The organism is Novosphingobium sp. CF614 (assembly GCF_900113255.1).
Classification (GTDB): domain Bacteria; phylum Pseudomonadota; class Alphaproteobacteria; order Sphingomonadales; family Sphingomonadaceae; genus Novosphingobium.
The window spans coordinates 24,906-39,455 of sequence record NZ_FOOR01000008.1; the positions used below are offsets into that span (position 1 = coordinate 24,906).

A 14,550-nucleotide genomic window follows, 5' to 3' on the forward strand; every position below is an offset into this window, starting at 1 on the left:
CACCGACGACGCGCGATGGTTATCTGGCGTGCATGGCTATTCGTGAAATCCTGGAAGTTCCCGACCCGCGTCTCAAGCAGGTGTCCAAGCCCGTCGAAAGCTTCGACGATGATCTCAAGACGCTGGTCGAGGATATGTTCGAGACGATGTACGATGCCCCCGGCATCGGCCTTGCCGCCATCCAGGTCGGCGTGCCGCTGCGCGTGCTGGTGATCGATCTGCAGCCCGAGGATGAGGACGCGGAGCCCGAAGTCTGCACCGCGCATGGCGGCCACCATCACACCCACCGACCGACGAAGCGGGAACCGCGGATCTTCGTCAACCCGGAGATCGTCCATCCTTCGGAGGATGTGGCGGTCTATCAGGAAGGTTGCCTTTCGGTTCCCGAGATCTACGCCGATGTCGAGCGCCCGGCCGCTATCCGCGCGCGCTGGCAGGATCTGGAAGGCAATGTCCATGAGGAGGAGATGGAGGGCCTGCTGGCCACCTGCCTCCAGCACGAGATCGACCACCTCGAGGGCATCCTGTTCATCGACCACCTTTCGCGCCTGAAGCGCCAGATGGCGCTCAAAAAGCTGGAGAAGCTGCGCAAGGCGGCGTGAAGCGCGGGTTCGGCATGAGGTGGGGATAAGTTTCCAACAGGGCTGGTGTTCTTGAAACGTTCCGGTTAGACTGCCCGGATGGAAATCGCCGCCGCTGCCATTGCCGCGCTCGTCATCGGTCTCGCTTTCGGCTGGTTTTTCGGCTCGCGTCCGGCTGTCCAGTGGCGCGAGCAAGCCGAATCCCGCGAACGCGAGGCGCGCGAACTGGACGCGAAGTACTTGCGCGCCTTCGCCGATCTGGAAGCCTCGCGCGAACGTGCCAGCCGTGCGGATGCCCTGGCGGAATCGCTCGAACGCGCGCGGGCCGACCATGGCGAGGCCATGGAGCGGCTGCGGAGCGAAGGCGCGGCGGTGCTGGAACGCCTGCGGACGGAACATGCGCGGCAGGTGGAGGCGATGCGCGGGGAACAGCGCGAACTCGCGTCCGAACTGGCCACCTTGCGTGAGAAGTCGGCCAATTTCGAGGAGCAGAAGCGCCTGCTGATCGCCGCGCAGGACATGCTGCGCAAGGAATTCGAGAATGCCGGCGCCAAAGTTCTCGAAGGGGCGCAGGAGGCTTTCCTGCGCCGCGCGGGCGCCCGTTTCGAGGAGAGCGAGAAGGCCAATGCCGAACGCATCCGCTCGTTGCTCGCGCCGGTGGGAGAACGGCTGAAATGCTACGAGGAGCAAGTGGCCGCGCTGGAGGCCAAGCGAGTCGATTCGTTCGGCCAGCTCACCGGGCTGATCCAGTCGATGCGGGAAGGGCAGGAGAAAGTGCGGGAGGAAGCCCAGCGGCTCGGCAATTCGCTGCGCAATGCCCCCAAGGCGCGCGGCCGCTGGGGCGAACAGCAGCTCAGGAACGTGCTCGAACAGTGCGGCTTGTCCGAACATACCGATTTCGTGACCGAACATTCGATCGAGACCGAGGACGGGCGGCTCAGGCCCGATGCCGTGGTCAACATTCCCGGCCAGAAGCGGCTGGTGATCGATGCCAAGGTCTCGCTCAACGCCTATCAGGAGGCGTTCGAGGCGCAGGACGAGGTCACCCGGGACGCGGCGCTGCGCCAGCACGTCGCCTCGATGCGGAACCACGTCCAGACGCTTGGCGCCAAGAGCTACCAGAGCCAGTTCGAGGATGCGCCGGACTATGTGGTGATGTTCGTGCCGGGCGAGCATTTCGTCGCCGCCGCGCTCGAACAGGATCCGGAGCTGTGGGATTTCGCCTTCCGCAACCGGGTGCTGCTGGCAACGCCCACCAATCTGGTCGCGATCGCGCGAACCGTGGCGCAAGTCTGGCGCCAGGACGGCCTTGCCCGCGAGGCGCGCGAGATCGGCCGGATGGGCGGCGAACTCTATGACCGGCTTGCCGTCGCCGCCGATCACATGAAGCGCGTCGGCGCCGGACTGGAGACGGCGGTCAGCAATTACAACAAGTTCGTCGGCAGTTTCGAGCGCAACGTGCTCAGTTCCGGACGGCGCCTGCGCGAAAAGCACATCGAGATCGGCAAGCGCGAGATCGACGAAGTGCCGCGTATCGAGTCCGTCCCCCGCTATGGCACCGAAGCGCTTGGCGAAGCGGACGAGGATGCGAAAGCGCTGCCGGAAGCGGCCGAATAGGCCGGTTCATGACTGATACCCGATCGACGTGGCTTGGCATCAGCCGCCCTTGCGGCTTTCCTCCACGCCTTCGACGCGCACCAGTTCGGCGGTGTGCCCGCTCGATTGCAGGGTCATGCGATTGCCTTCGACGCTCATGCGCGGGGTGGCGACCAGCAGCGCGCCGATCGCTCTTTCCTGGTTCCATGCCGATTCGCTGCAAGCCATCTCGGTCTGCGCCAGGGGGCCGGCGAAAAGGCGGTTCTCATCCATCCGCCAGGGGCCGCCGAGGTGGTTGCAGCCGACCTGCACGCCGATCTTTCGCTTGTCGAAGGTAAGTTCGGCGCCGGACGATTGCGGGCGCTCGCCATCGATCCGCTCGAAGCGCCAGCTGGTTTCGGCAAGATGCGATCGATCGCCTCGATCCGAGCATCCGGCGAGAAGAGCCGGCGCAAAGAGGAGGAGGCAGAGTCGTCGCATAGCCTCCCGACATTGCCACGCAACGTATGAGAATCCGATGAACGGCAGGGTCGGTGTTGGTGGATATAGGTGGCGTATAACTTGGATACTTCGGCGCCAGGCATGGCGTTGACGGAGAGACCCCACCTCCCCTGAAGGGGAGCGCAGAAGAGTCGCAATCAACGCATGTTAGTATTGGCCGGCCGCCACCGACCTTTCCAGATCCTCCCCGGAACGGGGAGGGGGACCGCCCGCGAAGCGGGTGGTGGAGGGGGCGAAAGCATGCCGACCAACCCTTGGTAGCGAGCGGCCAACTGGCGACTCCTCCGTCAACCTCTTGGGTAATGCCAAATCGCATTGATCGGAACTCTTGTTCCTCTTCCTTTCGTCCTTGCGAACCGCCGCAGGCGGTGCGGCAATCCAGAGTGTTTTTGCACTGCCCTGGATTGCTTCGGCGGCTTCGCCACCTCGCGGGCGAGGAGGGAGACGACGGGTCTTGCTCCGACAGACTTGGTATAACCCCAACCAGGTTCGCCGCCGTGCACCATCCCGCCCGTTTTCACGTGCCGGAGCCGCCCGATCCCCCTGCTGCCGCCACGCCGAGATGGGCCAGTGCCTCATAGGCGAGAACCGCCCCGGCGACGGCCGCGTTGAGGCTGTCGGCGCGGCCGAGCATCGGGATCGTCACGCGCAAGTCGCAGGCCTGCTCGTAGGCGGCGGGAAGGCCCTGCGATTCGTTGCCCACCATCAGGAAGCAGGGCGCCGCATAGGGGGCGCGGCGGTAGTCGGTGGAATCGCGCAGCGAGGCGGCGACCAGCTGGCCTTCTCCGGCGCGCAGCCAGGCGATGAATTCGTCCCAGCGCGCCATGGCCAGTTTCTGCGTGAAGATCGCGCCCATGCTGGCGCGCACCGCCTCAACCGAAAAGGGATCGGCGCAATCGTCGATCAGGATCAGTCCGCCCGCGCCCACCGCGTCGCCGGTGCGCAGCATGGTGCCGAGATTCCCCGGATCGCGCAGCGCCTGCGCCACCAGCCAGATCGGCGCGGCGGCGCGGTCCAGCGCGGCCAGCCGGGTATCGAATTCGGCGAAGACGCCCGCGACGGCCTGCGGATTGTCCTTGCCGGTGACCTTGGCGAGGATCTCCTCGTCCATTTCGACGATCTCGCCGCCGGCCCGCTCCACCGCCTGTTCGAGCGAATCGAGCAGCGGATGCGGCTCGCGGCCTTTCGCCATCACCAGCATCTGCGGCACTTTGCCGCATTCGCGGGCATCGGTCAGCAGCCGCAGGCCTTCGGCCAGGAAGCGCTTCTCCCGCTTGCGGTGCTTCTTGTCCCGCAGCGAGCGCAGGAACTTGACCAGCGGATTGGAAAAGCCGGTGATGGTACGGCGTGAAGGCACGCTGCTCAGCCCCGCGCCGTCACTCTTCGCCGAAACCGTCCCTGACCAGGGTCGCCAGCATCGCCAGCGCGGCTTCGGCGCCGTCGCCCGAGCAGCTGATCTCGATGGTATCGCCCTTGGCGGCGCCCAGCATCATCAGGCCCAGGATCGAGCCGCCCGAGGCGGAGGTGCCGTCCCTGGTCACGGTGACCGAGACGGTCGGCGGCAGTTCGGCGACGTGGTTGACGAACTTGGCGCTGGCGCGTGCGTGAAGCCCGCGCTTGTTCACGATCTGCATCGAATCGCGGCAATCGATCATGCATCCTGTCCCAGGTATTCGCTTGCTATCGTTATGTAATTGCGCCCCGCGTCGCGCGCGGCGGCCACCGCTTCGCGCACCGGCATGCATTCGCGCGCCTTGGCCAGGCGGATCAGCATGGGCAGGTTGATCCCGGCGATGACTTCCACCTTGCCCGCCTGCATCAACGAAATTGCGAGATTGGACGGGGTGCCGCCGAACAGGTCGGTCAGGATGATGACGCCGGCGCCGCTGTCCACCGTGGCGATGGCCTCGGCGATTTCGCCGCGGCGGCGCTCCATGTCGTCGTTCGGGCCGATGCAGACGGTGGCGACGTCCGCCTGATCGCCGACGACGTGTTCCATCGCGTGGACGAATTCCTCGGCAAGATTGCCGTGGGTAACCAGGATCATGCCGATCATGCTGGGAAAGCGCTCCGAATTTCCTGCGACAGCACCCGGGGTTTGTATTCATCGTTCACGCCGCAGACCTCCTTCCAGAAGATCGGCTGCTCGCGAGCCCAGGTTGCGGTGCAACAATGTGGGCGAAAATCCGCACTCGCGCAAGGCTGCAGCGATCTGTTCGGCCGTGAAAACCGAGCGGTGCCTGCCTCCGGTACAGCCGAACGCGATGTGGACATAGGCCTTGCCCTGCGCGCGATAACGCGGAAGCAGCAGCAGCAGCAGATCGCGAATGCGCGCGAACGCCTCCTCGAACGCCGGATCCTTGCGGATATAGTCGCCCACCGCCGGATCCTGTCCGGTCTGCGGGCGCAGTTCGGGATCCCAGTGCGGATTGTCGAGGAAGCGCATGTCGAAGACCAGATCGGCGACCGGCGGCATCCCGCGCGAGAAGCCGAAGCTGGAGACGGTGATCGTCATGTCCTCGCCCGCGCTGGAGGCGAAATTTTCGCGAATCATCCGTTGCAGGTCGTTCGAGGTGAATTCGGTGGTGTCGATCAGCAGGTTGGCCCAGCGCCGCAGCGGCGCCAGCAGTTCGCGTTCGGCGCGAATACCGGTCGAGACCGGCGCATCCGAGGCGAGCGGGTGGCGGCGCCTGGTCTCGTTGTAGCGGCGCTCCAGTTCCTTGCTCGAACAGTCGAGGAACAGGGTATTGAGTTCGATGTCGTCGCGATCGTCCAGCGCCTTGACCTGGCCGATGATGCGCGCCGGATCGAAGCCGCGCGTGCGCGAATCGAACCCGATCGCCAGCGGGGTGCGGGCCTCCCTGCCACTTTCGGGGGCGCTTTCGATAAGGCCGTCGAGCAGGCGGATCGGGAAGTTGTCGACGATTTCCCAGCCCAGGTCCTCCAGCACGCGCAGCGCCGTCGTCTTGCCGGCGCCGAGCATGCCGGTGACCAGCAATACGCGTTGCTTCCCAGGCGATCCGCCCTTGTTCCCTGACTCATCCCGCATCGCCGGCCTGTTTGCGCCCGCGCGCTTCGAAAGAAAAGAGGGGGGAATGGAAACCGGGGGTTTCAGGAACGCCTTGTCACTAAGGCAGTGTCACTAAGGCAGGCCGTAATGCCGCAAGGCCAGTTCCGCCTTGATCGCCGGCGGATGATCCTGCGGCCGGATACGCACCAGCGGCAGGGCGATGCCGGCGATTTCCACGGTCTCGGCCTGGTCGATATAGCGCGGCGCGTCGGCGTCGAGCGCGATCACCAGCGCGGCGGACACCTGATCGCGGCAGGGAAACGGCAGCAGGCCAAGGTTGCGCACTTCCAGCAGGCCGCGGATCCGCGGATGGGGGCGGGCGATCAGATGCCCGTCCCGCGGCGTCACGATCACGCCGTCATCCCCCACCAGTTCGGCGCCCCGATCGATCAGGGCCAGTGCCAGGCTGGACTTGCCCGCGCCCGGCGGCCCCTCGATCAGCACCCCGCGCGAACCGATCGCCACGCAGGTCGCCTGCCGGACGAGGGGGGGCGTCGCGGTCATCGGTCGGATTGCCAGGCCGGCAGCGAGACCATGAGCCGGGCGCCGGGCGCCCGGTCGGTACGGTCGGTCGCGACCAGCTTGCCGAAGTGCGCCTCGACGATGGTGCGCGTGATCGCAAGGCCGAGCCCGGAATGTTTGCCGAACTCCTCGCGCGAAGGGCGCAGCGAGTGGAAGCGCTCGAATATGCGCTCGCGCGCCGCTTCGGGAATGCCCGGTCCATGATCGGAGACGGCGATCTTCACGCGCTCGTCGGCGCGCGACAGCGTGATCTCGATCGGACTGCCGCCGGGCGAGAACGAGACGGCATTGTCGAGCAGGTTGTGCAGCACCCGTTCCAGGCGGGCCGCGTCGCCGGGCACCACGAGGTCGCCGCCGTCGTCCTTGCCGCCATCCGGGTTTTCGCGCACGATCACGACCGGGCAGCCGCCGTTGACTCCGCGCTGGTCGCGCTCGGCGACAAGCGCGTGGACGAGGCGCGCCATGTCGACCGGCTCGAACGTGGTGCGGCTGAGCTGCGCGTCGATGCGGCTGGCGTCGGCGATCTCGGTGACCAGGAAGTCGATCCGGCGCACGTCGTCCTTGGCGATGCCGATCAGCTGGCGGCGCAAGTCCGGCTCGTCGACGCGATCGAGGCTTTCCAGCGCGCTGCGCAGGGACGTGAGCGGGTTCTTGAGTTCGTGGGCGACATCGGCGGCGAAGCTTTCCACCGCGTCGATGCGCTGGCGCAAGGCGCCGCTCATGTCGGAAATGGCGCGGGCCAGCAGGCCGATCTCGTCGCGCCGGTCCGGCAGGCGGGGCACGATCACGCTGCGATCGCGCCCCAGGCGCACCCGCACCGCCGCGCGCACCAGCTTGCGCAGCGGCTCGACGATGGTGCGCGCCAGGAACAGCGAGAGCAGGATCGAGACGCCCAGCGCGCCGCCGATGACGATCGCCAGGGTCTGGCGCGCCATCCGCACGTTCTCGGTGATGTCGCGGGCATTGCGCGTCACCAGCAGCGCCGCGCCCTCGCTGCCGACCGGCGTGGCGGCGATGATGATGGGAGTCCGGTCGGGCGCGGCCTGGTGGCTGATCCAGGTTCGCCTTTCGGCAATCGCCGATGCCAGTTCCGGCCAGGCCTTGGCGGTGGCGTCGGGCGGATCGCGATAGGCGGGAATTTCCGGCGCGCCGAGCACCAGGTCCATGCCGCGATCGAGTATCCGGGCGGCGTCCTGATACCAGGGCTCCGTCGCGGGATCCACCAGCGTGTAGGAGGGCGGCCCCAGTTCGAAGCTGTCGGCGACGAGCCGGCCGCGCGGATCGAACAGCCGCAGCCGCAGGTCCTGCTTCGATCCGATGCGGGCGATCAATTCGCGCCGCCGCTGTCCGCTCTCGCCGGACAGCGCGTCCGCGGTGATCTCGGCCTCCGACTTGGCGAGGCGGTAGCGTTCCGCCAGCAGTTCGCGGCGGTAGCTGTCGATATAGAACAGGCTTCCCGCTATCAGCGCGAGCGCGATGATGTTGACCGCGAGGATGCGCGCCGTCAGCGAAACCCGCCAGGGCAGCCCCAGCCTTGTCGTCAGGCGCAGGCCGCGGTCGTCGCGAACGGCGGGCCTTGTGCTTTCAGCCATCGGCGAAGGAATAGCCGGCGCCGTAAAGCGTATCGATCGCGCCGAAATCGGGGTCTACCGCGCGGAACTTGCGGCGCAGGCGCTTGATGTGGCTGTCGATCGTGCGATCGTCGACATAGACGTCCTCGCTGTAGGCTGCGTCCATCAGCTGGTTGCGGCTCTTCACCACGCCGGGGCGCAGCGCCATGGCTTCCAGGATCAGGAACTCGGTCACCGTCAGCGAAACCGGCTCGCCGTTCCAGGTGACCTGGTGACGCGCCGGATCGAGCCGCAGGCGGCCGCGCACCACCGGTTCGGGCAGTTCGCTGGGCGCGTTGTCCCCGGGAGGAGTCCTGGCCAGTTCGCTGCGCCGCAGGATCGCCCGGATGCGCGCGACCAGCAGGCGCTGGCTGAACGGCTTGGTGATATAGTCGTCCGCCCCCATCGCCAGTCCCAGGGCTTCGTCGGGTTCCTCGTCCCTGGAAGTCAGGAAGATGACCGGCAGGCTGCACTGTTCGCGCAGGGCCTGCAGCAGGTGAAGGCCGTCCATGCGGGGCATCTTGATGTCGAAGATCGCCAGGTCCGGCGGGTTTTCGAGCAGCGCCTTGAGCGCCGTTTCGCCGTCGGCATAGACGCGCGTGGCGAACCCTTCGGCCTGGAGGCCGATGGAGACGGTGGCCAGGATGTTGCGATCATCGTCGACCAGTGCGATCGATTGCTGCCGCGCCGTGACGGGCATCGCGGCCCCTCCGGGGGAGGTGCTGGGCATCGGGGCATCGGCCATGGGCGCGCGCACATTCTCTTCGCAACTGGAAAGGTTGGTGCCTAGCGCTTGCCGCCCGGCCTGACAATCACTCGGAAATCGAGATCAAATCTTTCACGTTCGATCGCAGGACTGTTCCAATTGGTCGTAATTTGACGGAAAAGGGTGTGTCGACTATGCGCGACCCGATTCTTGCAAGAATTGCACATTCGGCCTCCGGGGGGTTCCCGGCGGCGCGCTCTATTGGAGGAGATGACATTGACCGCTTCCCTTAGCTATTCCCTCGAAGGCCAGGGCATAGAAACGAAGGCGCAGATCTTCGCCAACCTCGGCACCGCACCGCTGGTCGAGCATGCTGTCAGGAACGGGGAGGGGATGCTTTCGGCGGACGGTCCTTTCGTCGTGGCCACCGGTAAACACACCGGACGCTCCGCCAAGGACAAGTTCATCGTCCGGGACGCCGAGACCGAAGGCACGGTGTGGTGGGGCAAGACCAACGTGCCGATGACGCCGGAGCACTTCGCCGCGCTGAAGGAGGATTTCCTCAAGGCCGTGGCGGAAAAGGACAAGCTCTATGTCGCCGACCTGTTCGGCGGTTCGCAGCCGGAACATCGCGTCAAAGTGCGCGTCATCAACGAGTTCGCGTGGCACAACCTGTTCATCCGCACCCTGCTGGTGCGCCCCACGGCCGACGAGCTGGAGGGTTTCGCGCCGGAATACACCATCATCGACCTGCCCAGCTTCCGCGCCGACCCGGCGCGCCACGGCAGCCGCACCGAGACGATCATCGCCGTCAATTTCACCGAGAAGCTGATCCTGATCGGCGGCACCGCCTATGCCGGTGAAATGAAGAAGTCGGTGTTCGGCATCCTCAACTACCTGCTGCCGCCCAAGGGCGTGATGCCGATGCACTGTTCGGCCAATATCGGCCCCGATGGCGATACCGCGGTGTTCTTCGGCCTGTCGGGCACCGGCAAGACCACGCTTTCAGCCGACGCCAGCCGCACCCTGATCGGTGACGACGAGCATGGCTGGTCGGACACCGCCGTCTTCAACTTCGAGGGTGGGTGCTACGCCAAGATGATCCGCCTTTCGGCGGAAGCCGAGCCGGAGATCTTCGCCACCACCAAGCGCTTCGGCACGGTGCTGGAAAACGTCGTGATCGACGGTGAAACCCGGCAGATCGACCTGGACGACAACTCTCTGGCCGAGAACAGCCGCGGTTCTTATCCGATCGACTTCATTCCCAACTGCTCGGAAGAGAACCTCGGCCCGGTCCCGCAGAACATCATTTTCCTGACCGCCGACGCCTATGGCGTGCTGCCGCCGATCGCGCGGCTCACCCCGGACCAGGCGATGTACCACTTCCTGTCCGGCTATACCGCGCGCGTCGCGGGCACGGAGATCGGCGTGACGGAGCCGGAAGCGACTTTCTCGACCTGCTTCGGCGCGCCGTTCATGCCGCGCCATCCCTCCGTCTACGGCAACCTGCTCAAGGAGCGTATCGCCAAGGGCGGCGTGAAGTGCTGGCTGGTCAACACCGGCTGGTCGGGCGGCAAGGCGACGATGGAAGGCATCAAGCGCATGCCGATCAAGGCCACCCGCGCGCTGCTCAACGCCGCGCTCGACGGCAGCCTCAACAGCGCCGAATTCAAGGAAGACCCGAACTTCGGCTTCGAGGTTCCGATCGCTGTTCCCGGCGTCGACAGCAAGCTGCTCGATCCGCGCGGCGCCTGGGCCGATCCGGCCGAGTATGACAAGACCGCGCAGACGCTGGTCAAGGCCTTCATCGAGAATTTCGAGCAGTTCGAGGATCACGTCGACGACGGCGTCCGCGCCGCGGCGCCCGTCTCGGCCTGAGGCCGCGCCAATCGACGGAAACGGGCTCCGGGACTTCGGTTCCGGGGCCTTTTTCGTGGGACGATACCATTCCATGCCGCCGCGCCTGTGACCGAGCCGGCTCTATCCTCGACCCGAGCTGGCAGCCGCGCGTTCATTTCACCCGGAGACGCGGAGAAGAATGAAGAGAGGATTCGCGCAAAGGCGCAAAGGCGCGAAGATGTCGTGTTCACGGCGAAGCCGCCTTCCCTTCAACCGGCGGCGATTGGCGCTGCATCGGCATGATGGAAGACGCCTGCGGCGCCAAACGACCTCTTCGAGCCTTTGCGCCTTTGCGCCTTTGCGCGAATCCTCTTCTTCTTCTTCATTCGAGTTTCCGCGTCTCCGCATGAATTCCCTTCGCCGAGAAGGAGGCACGATGAGGAGACGGGCCTTTGCCTTGTCACGATTCCGGTGCATGTTCCCGCTTCCTCATAGGAGAACCGGTCATGGGACTTTTCGACGGCATCCTCAGCCAGGTCAGCGGGCACGCGGACGTGGGCAATCTCGCAAGCCGGCTCGGCATCGATCCGGCGATGGCGGAAAAAGCGATCGCGGCGCTCGGGATGGCGCATCAGCAGCCGGGCGATACCGCGCAGCTCGCCGCGCAGAAGACCGGCCTGGACATGGGCACGATCCAGCAAGTGATCGCGGCGATCGGCGGGGAAGGCTCGCTGACGGAGTTCGCCAACCAGATCGCCGCCGATCCCGCGAAGATCTCCGCCTTCTTCGACAAGGACGGTGACGGCAACGCGATCGACGACCTCACCGACATGGCGAAGGGCCTGTTCGGGAAGAGCTGATCCGCCCCGTATCGCGTTGTCCCGGACTTGATCCGGGACCGCTGGCCCCGTTTACAACCGGCCTCGCGCAGGGCGGGGCTTCCCCGCGCCGAATGGTCGCGCCGAACGCCTGCCAGCGGTCCCAGGGATGACCGGGCGTTCCTCAGGCCTTGCGCGCGCCCTCGATATAAGCGCTGATATTCTCCGCCAGCACGTCCAGCGGCACGTTGCCGCCGTCGACCACGGCCTGGTCGAAATCGCGCAGGTCATAGGCCGGGCCCAGGGCCTGCCGGGCGCGCGTGCGCTGGCGGTTGATCTGGTTGTGACCCATCTTGTAGCCGCAGGCCTGCCCGGGCCATGAGCAGTAGCGGTCCACTTCGTTGGTCACTTCCTCGCGCTTGTTGCCGTTCTTCTCCATGAAGAAGCGCACCGCGTCGTCGCGGCTCCACCCACGCGCGTGAAGGCCGGTGTCGACCACCATGCGGCAGGCGCGAAAGGCGATCGACTGCAGGTATCCCAGCCGCCCCACCGGATCGTGGTCGTAGGCGCCCAGCTCGTCGGCGAGCTGCTCGCCGTAGAGCGCCCAGCCTTCGGAATAGGCGTTGAAAGCCAGGATCGAGCGGATCAGCGGCAGGCGGTTGGCATATTCGCCCTGCCAGACGTGGCCCGGGATCGATTCGTGGTGGACCAGCGTGGGCATGTCGTACTTGCGGTGCAGGTCGGTGGTCCGCAGGTTGATCCACATCTTGCCCGGGATCGATCCGTCCTTCGATCCGGCGCCGCCATAAGCGGTCGGCGCGCCGGGCTCCTCGGACAGCGGCAGGCGGCGGACTTCGACATTGCCGGGCACCAGCGTGCGGAAGGCGCGCGGCATCTGCGCGCGGATCCAGTCGATGCGCTTGCGGATGAAGGCCAGGATCTCGGCGCGTCCGGGATCGTCGGCGGAGAACATGAAGCGCCGGTCCTTGCCCAGCACCGCCATGCGCTGGCCCACCGTGCCGCGCGTGTAGCCGAGGCTGCGCAGGATCGGGTCCATGCGGCCATGAAGCTCGGCAAGCTGTTCCAGGCCGAGCTGGTGGATCTCCTCGGCCGGCACCGGCGTGGTGGTGCTGGCGCGCAGGGCCCAGGCGTAGAACTCGGTGCCGTGCGGGCGCTCGCGCATGCCGGGCGCACCGGTCGCCAGGCCGCGCTGGCGGGTGAGCTCGGCCAGCTGCCGTTCGAGCGCGGGCACGATCTTCCCGGAGACGACCTGCTTCGCCTGGCGTCCCCAGTCGCCGGGGATCGCGGCGGTGCGGCTGACCAGCGATTCCACCATGCCGCCGCCTTCGCCCTGGGCATCGGCAATCGAGCTGGTGATCTGCGCGATCGTGCGGTCCAGCAGGAAATCCGGCGCGATCAGGCCCTTGCCGGCGGCATCGCGCATCCGTTCCAGCTCGCCGTCAAGCTGCGCGTCCAACTGGCCCAGGCGCGCGAGATAGGCGTCGGCATCTTCGGCGCCGCGCACCGGGTGGTCGGCATCGAGGAACTTGGGCGTATCGAGATAGGCGCCCACGTTCTGGATCACCACGTAAGGCGTGTTGCGCCAACCGCCCACGGCAACGTCGCCATAAGGCTGCGCGAAGCCGTCCAGCGCCGTCGTGTAAGCGCTCTTGACGACGGCGAAGCTGGTGCGGGTGGCATGATCGAAGCCGGAAGTGTCAAGCGCCGTGATCCGCGCCAGGTCTTCGCGCAGCGTCGCGGCAAGCGCGTCGCGGCCGGCCCGCGAGCGGTCCTCCAGCCGATAGCGCAGCCCGGCGTGCTCGCCGGTGTCGACGCCAAGGCCGGTCGCGCCCTCGGGCGAATGTTCCAGAAGGCGCCAGGCGATTCGATCGAGCGCGGCGGCGCCGTCGGCAGCGACGGACGGCGTTGCCGCGTGGACAGGCGCGGCCCAGGCCGAGGACCCGGCGAGGGACCGCGACAGGGCGAAGCCCGCGGCTCCCGCGGCCAGGGCATGGATGGCATGGCGCCGGGAAAGGGGGCGGCGCGGGTCGAAATGGGAGTCCTGGGGCGTGTCCTGCATGTTCCGACGATGGCCGGGCGCGCCGATCAAGTCAAACCGGCTCGCGAAGCCGATATCCGAAGCCGGTATTCGCGGAAAACCGGTTCCCACTTTCCCCCGCGATGCTCTAGGAGCCGGGCATGGACATCGTGCTTTCACTGCTCGTGCTGACCTCGATCGCCCTCGCCCTGGGCTCCATCGCGCTTTTCCGGCGCGGCGGCCCCTACCGCAGGCAGGCGGTGCTGATGCTGGTGCTGGCGGCGGTCATGGCGATCAACCTGGTGATCTGGACCCTGCCGACGCCCGAGGGGAAGTCGCTTTCGAGCGAGGCGCAAAAGCAGCGGGCGCCGCGATAGGTGGGGACTTGCAAACCGGATCGAGGCTTGGACCGAGGGTTCGCGCCGGGCCAATGAAAACCCCGCCTCCGTGTCGGAAGCGGGGTTGCTTCATGCCGGGGCATCCGCCCCGCGAAGGCTCAAGAGCCGTGCGGGCCCTGCTTGGGGTTCGGCAGGCAAGCTTGCCGGACCCCTGGCATCACGCGGGGTAAGTCCAGCTCGTGCCGCGGTCGAAGTTGTCCGAGGCGAACTTCCAGTTGATGAGGTTGTCCAGCACCGTCTTCACATAGGCCGGACGCTTGTTCATCTGGTCGATGTAGTAGGCGTGCTCCCACACGTCGATGGTGACCAGCGGGTTGACGTCGGTGGTGATCGGGGTGCCGGCGTCGTGGGTCGAGATGACCTTGAGCTTGCCGCCGTCGACGACCAGCCAGGCCCAGCCGGAAGCGAAGTGGTTGACCGCCTCGTTGCTCAGCGCTTCCAGCAGCGCGTCCATCGAGCCGAAATCGCTCTTGATGGCGGCGGCCAGGCTCTCGCTCGGCTCGGTCTTTTCCGGGCTCAGCGAGTGCCAGTAGAAACCGTGGTTCCAGGTCTGCGCGGCGTTGTTGAACAGCGGGCCCGAAGCCGACCTGGCGATTTCCTCCACCGACTTGCCGGCATTCTCGGTGCCTTCGATCGCGGCGTTCAGCTTGTCGACGTAGGTCTTGTGATGGGCGCCGTGATGGATTTCGAGCGTCTTGCTGGAGACATGCGGTTCAAGCGCATCCTGCGCGTAAGGCAGCGGCATCAGGGCAATGGTCATGGCAAGTCTTCCTGTTTCAGGTTATCGAACGCTTGGTGAAAGCGCCGACGCGGCACGAAGGCCGTCGGCGCCCCGGGAACACGGGGGCCTATTTCTGTCGTCCCCCGTGAC

The 14,550-nt window shown here is 66.4% G+C and carries 15 protein-coding genes; 5 read left to right on the top strand and 10 right to left on the bottom strand.

Annotation, left to right across the window (positions count from 1 at the left end; genetic code table 11):
• The first annotated feature begins 32 nt into the window (after positions 1–32).
• Both def and rmuC read left to right on the top strand, forming a co-directional pair.
• Positions 33–602: a peptide deformylase gene (gene def, locus BM052_RS10930; RefSeq protein ID WP_091146619.1), complete on the top strand. Its 570-nt coding sequence runs from the start codon at positions 33–35 to the stop codon at positions 600–602.
• A gap of 78 nt (positions 603–680) precedes the next feature.
• A complete protein-coding gene (gene rmuC, locus BM052_RS10935; protein WP_091146621.1) occupies positions 681–2,198 on the top strand; it encodes a DNA recombination protein RmuC in 1,518 nt (505 codons plus the stop codon).
• A 39-nt stretch (positions 2,199–2,237) separates the two neighbouring features.
• Here rmuC and BM052_RS10940 read toward each other — a convergent pair whose 3' ends face one another.
• The 8 genes from BM052_RS10940 to BM052_RS10975 all read right to left on the bottom strand — a co-directional run bounded on the left by BM052_RS10940 (position 2,238) and on the right by BM052_RS10975 (position 8,610).
• Positions 2,238–2,657 (bottom strand): META domain-containing protein, encoded by a 420-nt coding sequence (locus tag BM052_RS10940; RefSeq protein WP_091146623.1) that lies wholly within the window; start codon positions 2,655–2,657, stop codon positions 2,238–2,240.
• 538 nt (positions 2,658–3,195) lie between these two features.
• Complete coding sequence (locus BM052_RS10945) at positions 3,196–4,035, bottom strand: TrmH family RNA methyltransferase (RefSeq protein WP_091146626.1); 840 nt, start codon at positions 4,033–4,035, stop codon at positions 3,196–3,198.
• A 19-nt stretch (positions 4,036–4,054) separates the two neighbouring features.
• Complete coding sequence (locus BM052_RS10950) at positions 4,055–4,333, bottom strand: HPr family phosphocarrier protein (RefSeq protein ID WP_091146628.1); 279 nt, start codon at positions 4,331–4,333, stop codon at positions 4,055–4,057.
• Positions 4,330–4,734 (bottom strand): PTS sugar transporter subunit IIA, encoded by a 405-nt coding sequence (locus tag BM052_RS10955; protein ID WP_091146630.1) that lies wholly within the window; start codon positions 4,732–4,734, stop codon positions 4,330–4,332. Before BM052_RS10955 ends, BM052_RS10950 begins: the two co-directional genes overlap by 4 nt.
• A gap of 48 nt (positions 4,735–4,782) precedes the next feature.
• A complete protein-coding gene (gene rapZ / locus BM052_RS10960) occupies positions 4,783–5,727 on the bottom strand; it encodes an RNase adapter RapZ (protein ID WP_091146632.1) in 945 nt (314 codons plus the stop codon).
• Positions 5,728–5,820: 93 nt separating this feature from the next.
• Positions 5,821–6,252 carry an HPr kinase/phosphorylase gene (locus BM052_RS10965; protein WP_091146634.1) on the bottom strand — a complete coding sequence of 144 codons (432 nt, stop codon included), beginning with the start codon at positions 6,250–6,252 and terminating at the stop codon, positions 5,821–5,823.
• Positions 6,249–7,862 (bottom strand): sensor histidine kinase, encoded by a 1,614-nt coding sequence (locus BM052_RS10970; RefSeq protein ID WP_091146637.1) that lies wholly within the window; start codon positions 7,860–7,862, stop codon positions 6,249–6,251. Before BM052_RS10970 ends, BM052_RS10965 begins: the two co-directional genes overlap by 4 nt.
• On the bottom strand, positions 7,855–8,610 hold the full coding sequence (locus tag BM052_RS10975) for a response regulator transcription factor (protein WP_304528651.1): 756 nt from the start codon (positions 8,608–8,610) through the stop codon (positions 7,855–7,857). Before BM052_RS10975 ends, BM052_RS10970 begins: the two co-directional genes overlap by 8 nt.
• A gap of 246 nt (positions 8,611–8,856) precedes the next feature.
• Between BM052_RS10975 and BM052_RS10980 the strand changes: the two genes are divergently transcribed.
• Both BM052_RS10980 and BM052_RS10985 read left to right on the top strand, forming a co-directional pair.
• A complete protein-coding gene (locus tag BM052_RS10980; RefSeq protein ID WP_369821522.1) occupies positions 8,857–10,464 on the top strand; it encodes a phosphoenolpyruvate carboxykinase in 1,608 nt (535 codons plus the stop codon).
• A gap of 467 nt (positions 10,465–10,931) precedes the next feature.
• The gene (locus BM052_RS10985; protein ID WP_091146642.1) at positions 10,932–11,285 is read left to right on the top strand and encodes a hypothetical protein; all 354 of its coding nucleotides are present in this window, start codon (positions 10,932–10,934) and stop codon (positions 11,283–11,285) included.
• Between the two features lie 142 nt (positions 11,286–11,427).
• Here the strand turns inward: BM052_RS10985 and BM052_RS10990 are convergent, their stop codons facing one another.
• Positions 11,428–13,323, bottom strand: coding sequence for a DUF885 domain-containing protein (locus BM052_RS10990; protein WP_091146878.1), 1,896 nt, complete (start codon positions 13,321–13,323; stop codon positions 11,428–11,430).
• A 119-nt stretch (positions 13,324–13,442) separates the two neighbouring features.
• Between BM052_RS10990 and BM052_RS10995 the strand changes: the two genes are divergently transcribed.
• Positions 13,443–13,658 (top strand): hypothetical protein, encoded by a 216-nt coding sequence (locus BM052_RS10995; RefSeq protein ID WP_091146643.1) that lies wholly within the window; start codon positions 13,443–13,445, stop codon positions 13,656–13,658.
• Between the two features lie 178 nt (positions 13,659–13,836).
• Here BM052_RS10995 and BM052_RS11000 read toward each other — a convergent pair whose 3' ends face one another.
• On the bottom strand, positions 13,837–14,439 hold the full coding sequence (locus BM052_RS11000) for a superoxide dismutase (protein WP_091146646.1): 603 nt from the start codon (positions 14,437–14,439) through the stop codon (positions 13,837–13,839).
• Between the last annotated feature and the right edge of the window lie 111 nt (positions 14,440–14,550).

Bases quoted from the DNA above. Each gene is read 5' to 3' on its own strand.
- def (WP_091146619.1), top strand. From the start codon at position 33: ATGGCTATTCGTGAAATCCTGGAAGTTCCCGACCCGCGTCTCAAGCAG.
- rmuC (WP_091146621.1), top strand. From the start codon at position 681: ATGGAAATCGCCGCCGCTGCCATTGCCGCGCTCGTCATCGGTCTCGCT.
- BM052_RS10940 (WP_091146623.1), bottom strand. From the start codon at position 2,657: ATGCGACGACTCTGCCTCCTCCTCTTTGCGCCGGCTCTTCTCGCCGGA.
- BM052_RS10950 (WP_091146628.1), bottom strand. From the start codon at position 4,333: ATGATCGATTGCCGCGATTCGATGCAGATCGTGAACAAGCGCGGGCTT.
- BM052_RS10955 (WP_091146630.1), bottom strand. From the start codon at position 4,734: ATGATCGGCATGATCCTGGTTACCCACGGCAATCTTGCCGAGGAATTC.
- rapZ (WP_091146632.1), bottom strand. From the start codon at position 5,727: ATGCGGGATGAGTCAGGGAACAAGGGCGGATCGCCTGGGAAGCAACGC.
- BM052_RS10965 (WP_091146634.1), bottom strand. From the start codon at position 6,252: ATGACCGCGACGCCCCCCCTCGTCCGGCAGGCGACCTGCGTGGCGATC.
- BM052_RS10970 (WP_091146637.1), bottom strand. From the start codon at position 7,862: ATGGCTGAAAGCACAAGGCCCGCCGTTCGCGACGACCGCGGCCTGCGC.
- BM052_RS10975 (WP_304528651.1), bottom strand. From the start codon at position 8,610: ATGCCCAGCACCTCCCCCGGAGGGGCCGCGATGCCCGTCACGGCGCGG.
- BM052_RS10980 (WP_369821522.1), top strand. From the start codon at position 8,857: ATGACATTGACCGCTTCCCTTAGCTATTCCCTCGAAGGCCAGGGCATA.
- BM052_RS10985 (WP_091146642.1), top strand. From the start codon at position 10,932: ATGGGACTTTTCGACGGCATCCTCAGCCAGGTCAGCGGGCACGCGGAC.
- BM052_RS10990 (WP_091146878.1), bottom strand. From the start codon at position 13,323: ATGCAGGACACGCCCCAGGACTCCCATTTCGACCCGCGCCGCCCCCTT.
- BM052_RS10995 (WP_091146643.1), top strand. From the start codon at position 13,443: ATGGACATCGTGCTTTCACTGCTCGTGCTGACCTCGATCGCCCTCGCC.
- BM052_RS11000 (WP_091146646.1), bottom strand. From the start codon at position 14,439: ATGACCATTGCCCTGATGCCGCTGCCTTACGCGCAGGATGCGCTTGAA.